The following is a 14,396-nucleotide window of genomic DNA, read 5'->3' as shown; positions in this document are numbered from 1 at the left end:
AAGCTAGCTATGCGTCGTACGAATCCGAGGGGTCCTACCTGGAGCGAAGTACGCTTGGGAGTTAGGATCACCACAGGTGGGCCGGACTTCAGTGAACATTAGGACGAGTCTGAAGGAGTCCTACTCAAATTCCGAGAGGTGTTAGTTCAGTGGAACCTCGGTTCGATGTTTGAACTCCCATCACCCCTTAATAAGCCGCCACCTTAACGTCTCCCGTGCTAGCCCTACTGTACGACGCGGCTTGGTCTGTGTTCGCGGTGGAGTTGTTGACGGGTTACGTCATACCTGCCCTGAGGAGGAGCAGAGGGAGGAGGAACTGGGGGGAGTTCTCCCTGTTCTCCGCCACCCTCTTCGGCCAGTTCTTCCTCCTCTTCTTCGTGGCCTACTTTAGCCTCTACAGTGGAGTCGGGGAGTTCCACTTTCCTCCGGAGGCGGGAGTGACCTTTGTGGCGATCGGTTACGGCCTCAGGTTGTGGGCGGTGATCACCCTCGGGAGGTTCTTTTCGCCCGTACTTGAAGTGCAAGAGGAACACCGTTTAGTGAATTGGGGACCTTACAGGTACGCCAGGCACCCCAGCTACGGAGGAGCTCTTCTGGCCGTCGTCAGGCTGACGATGCTCTCTAACTCACTCCTAGCGTTAATAGTGCCGGTACTGAGCTACTTCATCTACGACAGGAGAGTCGCAAAGGAGGAGAAGATGCTAGTTGCCCGCTTCCCGGACTACTACCGCCTCATGTCCGGAAGGAAAAAGATGAATCCCCTTCCTCCTGTGAGTCTAGGATCCTCCGTTCCCAGACTCGCGAAGGTAGCCGACGTCTGCAAGAGGTATGGATGGGGAAAAGTGGCTGGAAGATCCATCCCCATAGAGGTCCTAGTGCCGACTTGGAGAGCTACTTCGAACACCTGATTCGGCCTCTCTGAGGGTCTCTCCCACCTGGTATACGGAACCTCGGCTAGTGGAGAGGAATCCCGTCGCCTGGAGGCAGAAGTCCCTCCAAACTTCCAGGTCAACGCGTTAAACGAACGGGTAACTCGAACCCGCGACGCTGTGAGATCTCACACCCACCCTTCAGCCATTTAACCTGTCCATTCTCGTCGTTTCTTCAACTCACCAACACCTGGCCGTTCACGACGAGGCTCTGAACCAGCAGCACCCCGTTGTCAGCGACAATCCCCACGCCGTCGACCGAGGCCCACGGAATTCCCGTGTCCAGGTGGGGCGAGTAGGCCGCCCCGTTCACCACCACCTGGGCGAGTTCCACGTACCCGTTGTCGTTGACGAATTGGAAGGTGAATTCCCCTCCTCCTGCCGACCACTCCTGGACCAACGGGTTCGAGTTCCCGTTAACGAAGACCCTCGCGTTAGCCCCGCCTCCTTGTCCCCACATCGTGATCCACACGCTCCCCTGGGGGTCGAGGGTGTTATAGGCGGAAACGTCACCTGTCAAAAGCGATATTCCAGGGTTGTAGGCGATCGGGAGTGTGGAGTTATCTACGTAAGCCACGAGAGTTACAGTGAGCTCGTTTCCAGAGGGCCTGACCGGAAACACTACTCCCTGTACGCTGGCGGATGACTGGACAGCCAAGAGTCCGTCGACTTCACTCAAACTCGCCTCCGGTGTCAGGAAGTAAGTTGAGTGCACCAGGGAGTCCACTGAGACGCTACTCGGCTGCCCGTTGCCAGAGGTGGGTGGGGGAACCGTCGAAGTGTGGACCTGGACGGTGTGGGGGGCGTTGAGGACTACGTCGACGTAGAAGAGGACCCCACCGATCATGGCCAAGACCAGTACGACTCCCAGGACTATTCCAACGACCTTGGCTGCGCTCCTACGGGGTGGGGTGTAAGTTGGAGGACTGTAGGGGAGGGAGTAGTTAGGCTGATCGGTGGATGGAACTTGCTGCGTCTGCAGCTTTCTCCCGCAGCTAACACAGTAGGAAGTTCCAGGAGGATTGAACGTCCCACAGTATGGACAGGCCCAAAAACCGACCAACGAGTTGTTGCACTTGGGACAATACGACGTGTTGTATGGGACTTCAGACTTACAGTAGGGGCAATTAGGCATTGTGTGAGATTTACGTATGCCCATATTAAAACGTTGCGGTGGAGGTCGAAGTTGAACCGACCTCAGGCATACTAGGACGACGGATTCGGTCTGTTGAACTTGGAGAGGTACTAAACGTGTTCGATTTTGGAATAGCGTGTTTAGGTGTCGTGCGTGCCCGCTTGAGGGCCAAGGGGACGAAGATAGACACGCATCTAGACGAGTGTCACCCTGGGGAGAGTAAACTCTGCGAGGAAGCCGACTGCGTCCAGAAGGGGAGTCGTAAACTAGACGAAAGTTTAGGTTAGGGAAACCCTCACCTTGGACGGCCCGGTCTAGGCCCTTCCAAGGTGAGGCGCACCTCAGAGGTCGACTAACTCACGTCGTACCATCCGTGGTAATTCCCACACCAGGCGTCATGAGTTCAGACGACCCATATCGCGACACCGTCCAGCCTGGCCTGCCAAGAGGTAGAGTTCCACGTAGCCCCCGGTTCATCGGATTCGCTCAGCAGCTGTCCCAGACCTTCGACGCAAACGAATTAATCTATGCCTCGCCCATAGCTAAATCAATATAGGACAACCGGCGAGGTGAGGGCCAAGCTCTTCTCCTAACAAATCGCCAACTTCATCGAATCAGAGCGATGAGCTAAGTCGGTCTATTTTCCCCCTCCAGACCGTTGCGGATCCTGGTGTGCCTCTGCAATTCACTTGAGGAGCGAAGCGAGTGGAGTTTCCATCAGTGCTCCCCTCATCGCGTCCTCTGTGACCCGCGGCACGAACAGGTTTACCCACTTGCCTCCCCTCCTAGGCTCCAGAGTTAAGACGACTCCTTCTTTATCTCCGTGTATCCGCGCCTTTCTCACGTCTGAGTGATTCAGGTAGGTGGCCTTTCCTAGGTTTGTGAACGAGGATAGGGGAGCCATGACGCGCTGGAGCTGTAGTGAGGGATCGGCAGCCTCCAAGAGGAGTTTAGTGTTCTTCTTACGGTACGCTAAGTCCACAGCCAACTTCCCTACGGCGCCTGGTATAGGTAGAGCGGCGCCTGTCAAGATCCTGGCCGCCGTTCTCACGGCTGTAATCTTACTGTCTACGTTCCCCCATATGGTCCTTATGTCTGTCAAGAGGACGGTGGTGGGAAACCTACCGTTGTCGTAGCCTGCCAAGGAAATGACGTAGATCACGGTTTCCCCTCGATCTCCCTCGAATTGTTGAGGGGTCGTTCCACCTGAGGGGGTTGAGAGGCCATGGGACTCCCACAGTACCCACAAAAGGCGGCCCCGTCTGGGTTCTCCCTTCCGCACACCGAACATAGCCTGGACAATTACCTCGACCCTTGAACTGCTATGAACTCTTAATATTAAAACTTTTTCATCAATGTTAGGAAACACTCAACGACCGAAGGAAAAGGAACGTGGCTCGAGGTCGGCCTGGTGTTGGACCTGGGACTCCGACTCTGATACAACTAACCAATCGTTTGAGGGGTTGGTTTCGAGAACAGGCCTCTCATTGAAGGGGCACCTCGCTGCCTTTGACCCCACCTGAGTCTAGGGGTTACTTGCACGAGAGGGTCGAAACAGGTGAAGTGACTGGACTCGAATGAGGATCGCTCCAAACTTAGCTCGGTCTATCTAATCCTGAACGTCGTTCTCCTCCACGATATTCGGAAGCTACTTTTTCCCCGAGAATGTCTCGTCGATCGCGAGTGCCACTTCGCTCTTCTACGCAATTGGACCCGTGAAGTTGTGCGTTCCGTTTCCCCGGGATTATGTAGCCGCAACCCATCAGGTGCTCACGGTTCCCTTTGGCCGGTAATCGTCGAGTTGTGCTTGGGGAAGGAACTTCCTCGGTTACGAGTTTGCAATTGAAGGTGCAGATAGAGAGGCGAACTAATTGCTCGTGATTCTCTCGTTCCTCGCTATGGGACCCTTTTGACGGAGCGACGTCTCCTGAAGGGACTCGTCGCCGTACGTTACTACGTAGAAGCCACTTTCGCTCTTGTGAGGGCACCACTTTTCCTCCAACGTCTCCCTATGGAGCGAACTACTCGATCTACTAAGACCTAAACCGAACTTCCGTGGCCCTCTAACTCATTAGTTTGGGCGTCGAGGACCAATTCGGCCAAATTTATATCACTTGAGATATAGTAATATGTGGATAATAGGTATTTTTGTCGACACAGTTACGTGGAGAAAGGAGGCTGTCCGGACACCCAGTCGCGAACTTCAAGGCCGAGTAGGTAAGGGGATCGTGGGATCTGTAGGTGTCCCGCCCTGGGTCCACGCCCTGCAGGAAGGAAGGTATTCACTTCCCAAAAATGGCCGATGTCGTTGGTTCGAAAATTTAGATATTTATGTCTATTTTTAGATAATCATCATATAAAATAGCAACCTCTGTAAGGGGTCGACCTCCTTCTTTCCGCACCCCTTCGTGGCCCAGGAGAAACCTTTAGTTTTCATACGACGACCTAGCAGTCCTCAGTTCCCCCCGTGAACTGCCTTACACTCGAGGAGCGGTAACGCGTCTCCAAGCAGGTTTACGTCGGTCCAGTCGAAGGTCCCCAACGCTTGAGTAGAGAAACCTCCTTCGACCGAATTGATGAGGTCCACGAGGTCCTACTTCCCTGAATGTCTCGCCTAAGGTGAAGAGGAGTCGCCTCCCTATGCACGCCGATGTGGGGTGAGAAGTGAAAAGAGCAGCTGAATCTGGGAGAGGTGGGGGGACTCAACGAATCCACTTGGTCAGCCCCTCTCCTCCCCTCCCGAACATGTCCCACGTCCCGTAGGGGAACTCCAGCTCCGGGCCGTCGGCGCTCTTCACCACCCTCACCACGAATCCCCTCAACCCTCTCCTTAGCTCCAAGACGGAGTGGGCTGAGTGTAGGCCGAAGGTCGATCCCTCCCTCTCCCTGTCCATGAAGCTGAAGAGGAACTTCCTCGCTGGGGAGGTCCTCAGGGCCGCGACCACCTGGGAGTACTTCCTCCTGTGGTGGTACGGGTCCACCACCACGGTGTCGACTTGAGTGGCCTTCAGGGTGGGAGGGACGTCCTCCACCTTGAACGCCCTCATGATCCTCACGTCCCCCTGACGCCGAAAGTCCGCTGAAACCTCTCCACCAGCTGCGGGTCCAATCCTCCCCTCTCCGCGACTATCACCACCAGGATCGGGGAAGAGAGAGCGATGACCCTGTGATAGAACAGCCTGAGGAGGCCCCAATCGGTGGAGTAGAACTCGACCAGTTCGTCCCGGGCCAGGAGGGAGTCCAGCTCTCCGAAGCCCGTGGTCAGAGCCAACCAACCACCTCCTCGTAGGTCCTCCTTAGGTAGTTCTCGTAGTACAGAGCATCCCTTCCGGCGTATCCCCTCCTGGCGTCGTAGAAGCCTCGCGGTCCCCTGACGTAGGGCACTCCCCTCACCCAGATCACGTAGTCGGCCGGGGAGCCGTAGAGGGCCTTCTCCCTGTACCGACCCAACAACTCGAGGGCCTTTCCCTTGACCTGCCTGAGTTCGCCGCAGTCCCGCGCCTCTCCCATGAGTTCCAGGAGTTCCACCAGGAAGTCTGCCACGAGTCTAGGCTGGTTGCTCCTCACGACTCCCTTCGCCTTGACGCCGTCCGGAGTCCTGGCCACGTACCTGCCTGGGTACGGTAACCCGTCCCCCCTCGGAAAGAAGGCTACCCACTCCATGGGTTCGGACTTCACCCTGAGGCCCGTGGACTCCTGGAGGAGGGAGGGGAAGTCCAGGGCCCTGTCTCCCTTAACTACGAGAGAGTCAACTATCCCGTGCAGGACCTGTAGTCCAAGCTCTCCGGCCATGTCCAAGGCTGCCCTGAGCGTCTTCCTGGCGAAGTAGGTGACCAGCTCGTAGGCCTCTATCCTCCCGAACCTCGAGTTCCTGTAGCCCAGGTAACCGAAGGAAGCCACCAATATCCACTTGACCGCCTCCGCCCTCTCCTGGTCCACCGACCTGAGGGCCTCCCTCCTCTTCAGCAGCCAACTCAGGGCCTCTGGGACGATCCCCCTCTCCCTCAGACAGAGGGAGTGTCCCACCTCAGTCGTCAGGTCTCGACAGGCGTCCACGGTCTCAGCAGATATGTTGTACTTCACTATGAGGGAGGGGTACATGGAGGAGAAGTCGACCTGCACTGCCCCATCGTGGCAACCGACCTTAGGGAACAAGATTAGCCCTCCCTTGTCGGCGGCCCTGAGCTGCCCGAGCGTCTTAGGCTTCTCCACCCTGGGTACCACGTCCCACACCACCACCCTCCTCTTGAGGGCCACCCACGCCTCGTTCGTGGTGAGGGCTTTGCCTATGGTGGCAGACGCCAATTCCCTCAACGGCGTCCTGCTCAGGAACGACCACTCGACCAGGCCCCTCACGGAGACGGGGGACCTCTTCTCCTCCGACCTGATCTTCACGGCGGCCTCCACCCTGTCGCACGAGGAACCTGAACACTCGACCACGTCCGCCCTGAGGTTGAGGTCCCTGAGCCTCCCTCTGAGCACTCTGCCGTCCACCGAAGCGACGTACTCGGTGCCCGACGTGGAGGGTCCGTACCAGTCCACTGTGGAGACTGTTGCTACCCTCACTGGAGGGAAGGCCAGCTCGTCCTGCGGGAGGACCTGAACTCGACCGCCCTCCACCTTCACCCTCCTGAAGGGAGATGCGCCGAGCCTGGCGAGGGCCTGGGAGAGGACTGTGGGGATCCTGTTCACCGTCCTCACCTTGCGACTCACGTACCTGTAGGCCCAGAGGTTCCTCAGTTCGTACCTGTGCAACCTGACCTCCCTGCCGTCCAAGTCGCGCCACACCTCCTCCTCGTGGTCCACAACGTCTGGGTGCTCCATCACCCTCTCGGGTTCGTCGGTGAGCGCGTAGAGAGGGAAGGTTGTCCTCACGTCGACCTTCCTGTTGCCGTCCAGGATCAGGGTGACGTGGCCGTCCCCCGGCAAGGCGTCAACTACGTACCCCTCCACCTTCACACCTCTCAGCGAGGACGGAGATCAGGGCCAGCAGCACCACGTCCCTTGGATCCAGTTCCTCGTCGTACGACGCGTTCTGCAGTTCCCTGACCCTCCTCGACGCCTGAACGGAGAGCTCGGCGAGCGAGGAGATCCCAGCCCTCCTCGCCACCAGGGACAACAACCCCAACTCCCTATCCACCGCGGAAGTGAACGACGGTTGAGTTCTCCCCATGGCGATGAAGTGGGAACTCTAGAACAAATAGTTTAAGACAGTTGATCGAAACTGTTTGTTTTGACATCTTGGAGTTGTATAAGGGAGGTGTTACCAGGACGAAGGTATTTCCAAGGAGAGCAGGTCTAGCGGAAAACGGCACGCCCGCTCTTCACCTTGACGACACTCAGGGGGCCTGAGGAAGAGGAGACGGTCAGCCCCGACTCGTCCCTCCCCCAGCTCACCTGACCTGAACCCAGGAGCGAGACCTCCTCCACGTCGTCGATCAGTTGGACGTCGGTCGAGAGGGACTTCACCCTCACACTGGCTCCAGGCTCACCCATTACAACGACGTAGAGAACGTCCCCTCGAGCGGTGAACCTCAGGTCCCTCCCGGTGTACTGAACGTCGCCCTCGGTGAACTCCCCTTCCCTGATCCTCGTAGGTCCCTCCCCGTGGACCTTCCATGGGCGGGAGTCGTATATGGCCTCCCCGTTGATCCCCAGCCAGTCTCCCACGTCCTGGAGCACATTCACCTCTCCCTCCGGGATCACCCCCTCGGAGTCCGGGCCCACGTTCAGGAGGAGGTTGCCGTTCTTGCTCACTGCGTCAACTAGGTCGGCGATGACCGAGCCGGAGTCGACGTAACTGGAGTCCCTGACGTAGCCCCAGGACTTCCTATCGATAGAAGTGTCAGTCTGCCAAGGGAGGTGCCTGATGCTCCCCAGCCTTCCCCTCTCCACGTCGAGGACAGCTGTACCCTCTTTGAACGCGTTGTGTTTGTAGTTTATGACGACCTGGCTCCCCCACTGGTGGGCGGAGTTGTAATAGTAGGAGGCGAAGGTGAGAAGGTAAGGTTCGAACGCGGGGTTCTCTATCCACCAGTCGAAGTAGAAGAGGCTCGGCCTATACTTGTCAACGAGCTCCAGGGCCCTGAGCAACCAGTCGGTGAGGAAGTTGTCGTCTGGACTCGTCTCCCTGGGCATGGCTGGGCCGTAGAGGGAAGCGCAATCTGGGTCGCGGACGTCTGACTCGAACCTCCTCCCGCCCTCGAAGTACCACCAGTGCTCTGCCCTGTGGTAGGAGACACCGAAGGTCAGACCGGCGGACCTGGCGGCCGAGGCCAACTCCCCCACTACGTCCCGCCCTGGACCAGTCCTCTTGGAGTTCCACGGGTTCAGGGAGCTGTCCCACATGGAGTACCCGTCGTGATGTTCCGCGACCAACACGACGTACCTAGCCCCGGCCCTGAGGAAGGTGGAAACCCACCTGTGGGGGTCGAACTTCTCCCCCCTGAAGTGCGGGAAGAAGTCCTTGTAGCCGAACTTGCTGTGTTGACCGTAGTTTTCGAGGTGGTGCCTGTATTCCGGCCTCTGGGCCAAGTACATGTTCCTTGGGTACCACTCGCTCCCGAACGCTGGGACCGAGTAGGGGCCCCAGTGGACGAATACACCGAACTTTGCCTGGGTGAACCAGCTAGGCACCTCGTACTTCGAGAGGGAGGACCAGGATGGACGGAACGGGCCGGAAGGCCACTCCACCCCCAAGGTCCTGAGGGACCTCACTACTTCAGAAGGATCCTTCACAGGGGCCGATCCCCTGTATGGAGTAAAAAGGTTTGGGGATAAGTGTGGTTTCCGCTCACCTCAACGCTGGGGGTTCTCAGTTTGAAGGGAGTCTTTGCTTGCTAGTCGAGGGAACTCCCCATGGCGTCGAAAGGGAAGTGAAGGGGTCGTCCTTCTCCAGTCCCAGGGATAAGGGAGATGGTGGAGGGCGTTCTGCTGGCTAAGCCCCCCTTAAATCGGTGGGACTGGTCTCGTACACCCGTGGATCCCTTACTACGTTATTGGAGATTCCTGAGGACTTCTAGACCGACGCTTCGGATCTGCGTCCGAGGTCGGCGGAATGGCCAACTCCCAACTACCTCTGGAGGCGGGGATCTCCGCCCCTTTACGGTACATTGACTCGACTAGCTGTGAAATCGAGGAGGTCGTGGTCCACCCTAAAGAGGGGAACTCTCGGGGGTGAGATCGTTGAAGCGACGAAGAGGTCGAGTGTTGGCCGGGCGACGGTTAGCTCGAAAGGCAACGATGGGAGTCAGTTCGTCTAGAGCGCTAAAGTATCTGAGACACCAGCTTCTTGCTCCTCTGATCGAGCTTCCTGAGCTCCACGTCGAAGACCCTCTCGTTCACGTCCACCAGCACGACCCTGCCGTCCACCTCCATCACGTTCCTCCTACCCTTAGTAGAGACGGTGAGCTCCTCGCCCTTCTCCGTCACTACGGTCCACTTGAGTTCCTCCCCCGTCAGCTCTATCTTCCTGACTCCCCTGACCCTCACCACCATGTCGTTTAGGGACACCGCCCTCTCTAGGATTTCCCTCTGGGGGTGCGTCCTGTAGTCCTCCATCAACCCCACCATCTTCCCTTCGGAGTCGTAAAGTACTAGGAACCCAGGGTCGGTGACGGGGAACGCCAACCTAGGGGTGAGGTAGCGATATGTGACTCCGCCCAACGTCAAGTCCACCCTGCTCGGCCTATTGCCCTGGGTGAACTTGGCCTCTTGGGGAACTAGGAGCTTCCTCACCTCCCCCACCATGTCCCTCTCCTCCAACTTCCTCACCTCCCAGGCCTGATCTCCGAAGAGCTTCTTCAACTCGCCTTCCCTCCCCACGAGTTCGGATGGGCTTCCCTGTTCGACTATCACCCCGTCCCTCATAACCACCACCCTGTCCGAACTCATGACCTCGTTCACGTTGTGTGTAACGAAGATCGTGGTCCTCCCCCTCGACAGCCCCATTATGGCGGCGTATATCTCCCTCTCGTTCTCGACGTCCAGGTTAGACGTAGCCTCGTCGAATATTACTATGTCTGGGTCCTTGAGGAGGGCCCTGGCTATAGATATCCTTTGTTTCTGTCCCCCGGAGAGGAAGTTGCCCCTCTCACCCATGTTGGTGTCGTAGGCCAGGGGGAGTTTCATAACTTCGTCGTGCACTCTGGCCGCCACAGCTGCGGCAACTATCTCGAGGGAGGTGACGGGGCGCAGGGAGCCGTAGGCGATGTTGTAGGCAACGGTACTGTCGAAGAGGACGCTCTCCTGTGGGACGTACCCCACCCTCGAGCGGAGGTATTGGAGGTCCACGTCCCTTAGATCGACTCCGTCTACCGTTATCCTCCCCTCCGTGGGGTCGTAGAACCTGAGGAGGAGCTTGGAGAGGGTGCTCTTGCCAGAGCCGCTCTTACCGACTACTGCCACCTTCTCGCCGGCCCTGACGGTCAATTCTATCCCTCTCAGCACAGGAACGAGTGGGTCGTAACCGAACCAGACCCCCTCGAACTTGACGTCTCCCCTCATGTTGGGCCTCTTGGGGTCCTTGGGAGGGAGAACGTCAGGCTTGGACTCCAGCACCTCCCTTATCCTCTCCCCCGAGGTCACGGCCTGTTGGACGAAAGGTATTACGTTGCTGAGGTTGTTAATTGGACCGTAGAACAGGGAGAGGTAGGCTATGAAGGCCGTGATTACGCCCAACTGTATCCTCCCCGCTATGACCTGGTTCCCTCCAACCCACCAGATGGCCACGGTCGAGAGGGAGGTGATCAGCCCTATCAGGGGCCAATAGGAAACGTTCATCCTTGTGACGTCCTTCTGTGCGTCGTACAGCCTATCCACCAGTTTCCCGAACCTGTCGACCTCGTAGTTCTCCCTAGCGAACGACTTTACCATGGCGTAGTTGGGTATGGTGTCGGAGAAGGTGGATATGACGTCCGAGTTCCTCCTCCAGTTCCTGTGGTAGAGCTTGTGGGATTTCCCCCTGTACCTCAATAGCAGGTAGATCACTACGGGAGTGGGCACAACCACGAATAGGGCCAAGTAGACGTCCATCGTGAAGAGTATTACTCCTATTCCAACCAACGTCAACACGTTCACAGTGAGTGTGGGGAGGCCCCAAACCATGAGCCACTGCGTGTTCCCTACGTCGGTGGTCAACCTAGATATTATCCTCCCTGAGGACATCCTGTCTATGAAGCTGGACGAGTGGTTTATCACGTGCTCGAAGAGCTTCGCCCTGAAGTCGTTCACCACCCGCTGCCCAGTGGTGTTGAGAAGGTAGCTCTGGGCTGCACTGGCCGCGGCGTAGGCTCCGTAGGATCCCGCTAGGATCGCTGTCAGATCGACGAAGAGGGACCTATCGTGGTTACCGAGGAGGACGGAGTCTATGAGCACCTTCAGGAGGTAAGGGGGGACTAGGTTCAGACCCGTAAGTAGGACGGAAACCAACACACCCAACAACAACCTCCTCCTGTAGGGGGCCATGAACTTAAGGAGCCAGGAGAGCGTGCTGGCCTTGGAGGACTTGGTCTCGAGGCCCCTGTCCTCAGGTGTCATCCCAGTCTCCACCACTCTAGCTAGTCTCCTGAATTCCTCCCTCTTGGCTGGGGTGAAGTAGCACGCCTCCACTTCCCTGCCTCCCACAGTGAGGACTAGCTTGTCCACCCCCAGCCCTTCCTCGACCCTCACCGACTCCACGTCCTTGAGGGGAACCCTGAGAACCACCTCGTCCCCGCGACGAACAACGAGAAGTCCTTCAGAGACCTCCACCTTTTCCGGCCTGAACGAGAGGTCGTGGCTCAGGTCGGTCTCAAGGACGTACTTGTCCATGGAGAGAGCAATTAGGGGGAGGCAAATTAAGCGGAAAACTAAACTTCTCAGGAACGGTTTCAACTTGCACCTCACGGTGGAGGGACTTCCCGGACCTGGGATCGCGAAGGGAAGCTTTCAGCTCGGGCTACCCGGTGAAGATCACGTCTCCGTTGGTGGTCGAGGCCAGAAAGGTGGCCCCTCCCCCTCCCAGCGTCCCACTGAACGAGGTAGAGCTGGACGTCTCCGCAGTGAAGTTACCGAAGGCCTTCACGTCTCCGTTCACAGTGGCTAGGGAAACCGAGGCCCCAGAACCTCCAGGAAGCGTCACCCATACGTCTCCGTTCACCGTCGACACCAAGTAAGATCCGCTCCGCACTGGGGAGGTGAGGGTCAGTCTGACCTCACCGTTAACGGACTGCAGGCTCAACTTCCCCAGGGGCCCCACTGCAGCGTCGATCTCGCCGTTAGTGGTGGAGGCGAGGGCCTCTCCCCCGTTCCTGAGATTCAGGACCACCTCCCCGTTGACTGTGGAAGCGGAGAGGGAGGTGAAGTTCAGTAAGTTGAGCTGAACGTAACCGTTGACGTCACCGACCGAGTACGAGGCCGTCAGGTTCCAGGGAACCCAGACCTGTAGGTTGACGAAGAAGGGAATGGGGAGGAAGGATAGCAAAGCGGGCCTAGTGACCTCGACCGTCAGTGCCGTCCCACTCCTCACCACTAGTACTCGGACCCCAGGGGGGAGGTAGGACTCGGTCCCGTTCACCTTCACGTAGGAGCGACTCCACTGGTGGACCTGAACGTAACCGTTTATGTCGCTCACCTTCAACTTCGTCACGTTTGAGGGTTCTGTTAACGAGAACGTCCTTGTTCCTGAAGGCAGTTGCCCTAGGTAGATCAGCGCGTCCAGCGTCGCAGCTACAGCCAGCACCAGTAACACTATTAGAACAGCTAGAATCAGTCTCACGTTTACTCCTCCAGCTGTTTCTTTATCTCGTCCAGCTTCCTCTCTATGGACTCCAACCTCTGCGCCACCTCGTCGTCCCTCCACCTCGTCCTCCTCCACACTCCTAGGGCCACGAGGATCACTACGAAGGCGAAGACGACCCCCGGGACTCCGGTGAACACCACCATGAACACCGACACGACTAGCACAGAGAGCCACACCACCAAAGTGGCGACTAGGAAGTCCGTCCTACGCTCGCTCATTCTATCACCTCATCAACCTCACAATCTCGTCCGGGGAGACTAGTATGCTGAAGTCCACCAACTCGTAGTAGCGTAGCGCCTTTGCCTCCTTCTGAGAGAGGACTACCCTGGACTTCACTATCCCAGCCCTCTGCAGCCTCACTAAGTGTACCTTCGCCAGGGCCCTGCTCACTCCCGCCTTCTTTGCCAGTTCCGAGAGGTACTGCGGACCGTCTAATCTGAGCGTAGCCACTAGCTTCAGCCTGACTGGGTGCCCCAGAGCCTCCAACTTGGAGGCCAACTCCTCTAACTCTTCCATTCATTTTCATCGTGTAATCTCTAGATTACATGTTATTAAGCCTTGTCCCTGTAACTCTAATGCTACAGAAACGCCTAAATCCAGGAGAGAGGCCGTTTCCTAATGCTACCTTACCTACAAGGTCTGGTGCTCCTCCTGGCCGGGGCCCTGGGCTACGGTCTCACGACCGTCGACGGAAGGACGGAGAGGTCACTTAAGGTCTTGAACCCGTTGAACGGGTGGGCCCTGATTCCACTCCTATTCTTCATGGGGGTGGTGGACAGGGGATTGGATTTGGTTGACGCCGACATGTACCTCCTGTTGGCCACTTACCTAGCCCTGGTGATACCGGTGACGTTGGTGGCCGGGAGGAGGTGGGAAAGATCGCTCCTGGGCTCTGTGGTGTTGGCGGCCTGCCTCATGAACAGCGTAAACTTGCCCTTCTCCCTCCTCCTAGTGCTTCAGGGTACCTACTCTTTCGCTGCTACCTTCGCCTCTGGGGTTAGCTTCCTGAGGCCCCTAGTGGCCATGGGCACTTACAGGTTCCTCGTGGGTAAGTCCAAGGGTGCGGGAGTCAGGACCTATGTGCAAGGAAGCCTCTCCATCGCGGGGGTGGTAGTTGGAGGGATCGTCCACCTCTTCGTCGAGGTGCCGGATACTGTCGTTCAGCTGTCCACAGTGATGGCGCTGAGTTTAATAATATTCTCCTTCGGGGTGACGCTTAGAGTGGTCGGGCTGGAGCTTTCGCCTGAACACAGGAGCGGACTCAAGTTCGTCGCCTTAGTGAGGTCCGTGTTGTCGGTGGTCATAGTGGTCCTTTTAGGCTACTTCGTTTTTCTCAAGGGACACCCAGTGGCACTCAGGGAGGTGGCTCTAGAGTCGAGTATGCCCCCGGCGGTGACGGACTCCGTGTTCGCCAGGATATACGACTTCGACGTCAAGTTCACGGTGCTGGCAACCCTCGTGCTCCTCCCCCTAAACGCGCCTGAGTCGGTGGCAGTGTACTATTTAGTGAAACTCGTTCTAAGGTGAGCCGCTTTAAGTAGACGAGCAGAAC

General features: G+C 57.6%; 13 protein-coding genes and 1 pseudogene. 2 read left to right on the top strand and 12 right to left on the bottom strand.

The features are described 5' to 3' along the window. Positions 1-215: 215 nt before the first annotated feature. The gene (locus HS1genome_RS08545) at positions 216-908 is read left to right on the top strand and encodes a methyltransferase family protein (protein WP_126450458.1); all 693 of its coding nucleotides are present in this window, start codon (positions 216-218) and stop codon (positions 906-908) included. Positions 909-1,104: 196 nt separating this feature from the next. On the opposite strand, the gene HS1genome_RS08540 is transcribed toward HS1genome_RS08545, so the two are convergent. The 12 genes and pseudogenes from HS1genome_RS08540 to HS1genome_RS08495 all read right to left on the bottom strand — a co-directional run bounded on the left by HS1genome_RS08540 (position 1,105) and on the right by HS1genome_RS08495 (position 13,360). Further along, complete coding sequence (locus tag HS1genome_RS08540; RefSeq protein WP_126450456.1) at positions 1,105-2,064, bottom strand: zinc ribbon domain-containing protein; 960 nt, start codon at positions 2,062-2,064, stop codon at positions 1,105-1,107. A gap of 685 nt (positions 2,065-2,749) precedes the next feature. Continuing rightward, positions 2,750-3,226 carry a hypothetical protein gene (locus tag HS1genome_RS08535; protein WP_126450454.1) on the bottom strand — a complete coding sequence of 159 codons (477 nt, stop codon included), beginning with the start codon at positions 3,224-3,226 and terminating at the stop codon, positions 2,750-2,752. After that, positions 3,223-3,348, bottom strand: a complete 126-nt coding sequence (locus HS1genome_RS13340) for a zinc-ribbon domain-containing protein (protein WP_478219191.1) — start codon at positions 3,346-3,348, stop codon at positions 3,223-3,225. The genes HS1genome_RS08535 and HS1genome_RS13340 overlap by 4 nt, the downstream gene beginning before the upstream one ends. Positions 3,349-4,519: 1,171 nt before the next feature. Further along, positions 4,520-4,651, bottom strand: a complete 132-nt coding sequence (locus tag HS1genome_RS13080; RefSeq protein WP_268243598.1) for a hypothetical protein — start codon at positions 4,649-4,651, stop codon at positions 4,520-4,522. 115 nt (positions 4,652-4,766) lie between these two features. After that, positions 4,767-5,329, bottom strand: a pseudogene (locus tag HS1genome_RS13335) (hypothetical protein). Then, positions 5,326-7,017, bottom strand: a complete 1,692-nt coding sequence (locus HS1genome_RS08520; RefSeq protein ID WP_126450450.1) for a DNA polymerase domain-containing protein — start codon at positions 7,015-7,017, stop codon at positions 5,326-5,328. The pseudogene HS1genome_RS13335 and the gene HS1genome_RS08520 overlap by 4 nt, the downstream one beginning before the upstream one ends. Then, positions 6,998-7,237 carry a DNA polymerase II gene (locus tag HS1genome_RS08515; RefSeq protein WP_126450448.1) on the bottom strand — a complete coding sequence of 80 codons (240 nt, stop codon included), beginning with the start codon at positions 7,235-7,237 and terminating at the stop codon, positions 6,998-7,000. The genes HS1genome_RS08520 and HS1genome_RS08515 overlap by 20 nt, the downstream gene beginning before the upstream one ends. A gap of 125 nt (positions 7,238-7,362) precedes the next feature. Beyond that, positions 7,363-8,802, bottom strand: coding sequence for an alpha-L-fucosidase (locus HS1genome_RS08510; RefSeq protein WP_197721481.1), 1,440 nt, complete (start codon positions 8,800-8,802; stop codon positions 7,363-7,365). 528 nt (positions 8,803-9,330) lie between these two features. Further along, the gene (locus HS1genome_RS08505; protein ID WP_126450446.1) at positions 9,331-11,874 is read right to left on the bottom strand and encodes an ABC transporter transmembrane domain-containing protein; all 2,544 of its coding nucleotides are present in this window, start codon (positions 11,872-11,874) and stop codon (positions 9,331-9,333) included. Positions 11,875-12,001: 127 nt separating this feature from the next. Further along, the gene (locus tag HS1genome_RS08500; protein WP_158613764.1) at positions 12,002-12,820 is read right to left on the bottom strand and encodes a DUF4097 family beta strand repeat-containing protein; all 819 of its coding nucleotides are present in this window, start codon (positions 12,818-12,820) and stop codon (positions 12,002-12,004) included. 2 nt (positions 12,821-12,822) lie between these two features. After that, entirely contained in the window at positions 12,823-13,062 is a 240-nt protein-coding gene (locus HS1genome_RS12080; RefSeq protein ID WP_158613763.1) for a hypothetical protein, read from the bottom strand. A 4-nt stretch (positions 13,063-13,066) separates the two neighbouring features. Then, positions 13,067-13,360: an ArsR/SmtB family transcription factor gene (locus HS1genome_RS08495; RefSeq protein ID WP_126450442.1), complete on the bottom strand. Its 294-nt coding sequence runs from the start codon at positions 13,358-13,360 to the stop codon at positions 13,067-13,069. A 102-nt stretch (positions 13,361-13,462) separates the two neighbouring features. On the opposite strand from HS1genome_RS08495, the gene HS1genome_RS08490 reads away from it, so the two are divergent. Further along, positions 13,463-14,371: a hypothetical protein gene (locus HS1genome_RS08490; protein WP_126450440.1), complete on the top strand. Its 909-nt coding sequence runs from the start codon at positions 13,463-13,465 to the stop codon at positions 14,369-14,371. Positions 14,372-14,396 lie beyond the last annotated feature (25 nt).

Source organism: Sulfodiicoccus acidiphilus (assembly GCF_003967175.1).
Classification (GTDB): domain Archaea; phylum Thermoproteota; class Thermoprotei_A; order Sulfolobales; family Sulfolobaceae; genus Sulfodiicoccus; species Sulfodiicoccus acidiphilus.
This window is presented reverse-complemented; position numbering and strand designations above follow the sequence as displayed.

Excerpts from the sequence above, each read along its gene's own strand:
- HS1genome_RS08540 (WP_126450456.1), bottom strand. The coding sequence starts at position 2,064 with ATGCCTAATTGCCCCTACTGTAAGTCTGAAGTCCCATACAACACGTCG.
- HS1genome_RS08515 (WP_126450448.1), bottom strand. The coding sequence starts at position 7,237 with ATGGGGAGAACTCAACCGTCGTTCACTTCCGCGGTGGATAGGGAGTTG.
- HS1genome_RS08505 (WP_126450446.1), bottom strand. The coding sequence starts at position 11,874 with ATGGACAAGTACGTCCTTGAGACCGACCTGAGCCACGACCTCTCGTTC.
- HS1genome_RS12080 (WP_158613763.1), bottom strand. The coding sequence starts at position 13,062 with ATGAGCGAGCGTAGGACGGACTTCCTAGTCGCCACTTTGGTGGTGTGG.
- HS1genome_RS08495 (WP_126450442.1), bottom strand. The coding sequence starts at position 13,360 with ATGGAAGAGTTAGAGGAGTTGGCCTCCAAGTTGGAGGCTCTGGGGCAC.
- HS1genome_RS08490 (WP_126450440.1), top strand. The coding sequence starts at position 13,463 with ATGCTACCTTACCTACAAGGTCTGGTGCTCCTCCTGGCCGGGGCCCTG.